This is a genomic window from Aquitalea sp. ASV11, from assembly GCF_016429185.1.
Lineage (GTDB): Bacteria > Pseudomonadota > Gammaproteobacteria > Burkholderiales > Chromobacteriaceae > Aquitalea > Aquitalea pelogenes.
Map to the genome: position 1 here is coordinate 1 of NZ_JAELUD010000323.1, position 255 is coordinate 255.

Consider the following 255-nt stretch of genomic DNA (forward strand, 5'->3'; position numbering starts at 1 on the left):
GCAAGCGCCTGAACGAAACCCTGCATCTGGTGCTGACCGATGTGGAAATGCCGGAAATGGACGGCTACATGCTGACCAAGCTGATCAAGAGCGACCCGCGCTTTGCCGGCATTCCGGTGCTGATGCACTCCTCGCTGTCCGGCAGCTCCAACCAGAAGCTCGGCCAGTCGGTGGGTGTGGATGAGTATGTATCCAAGTTCGAAGCCCAGAAGCTGTCGATGAAGTTGCGCGAAATGCTCAAGCTGACCAACAACT

1 protein-coding gene is annotated in these 255 nt (G+C 56.9%); it reads left to right on the forward strand.

Annotated features, from left to right (window positions below):
• On the forward strand, positions 1–255 hold a 255-nt coding region (locus tag JHD62_RS23190), incomplete at both ends, for a response regulator (protein ID WP_199104702.1).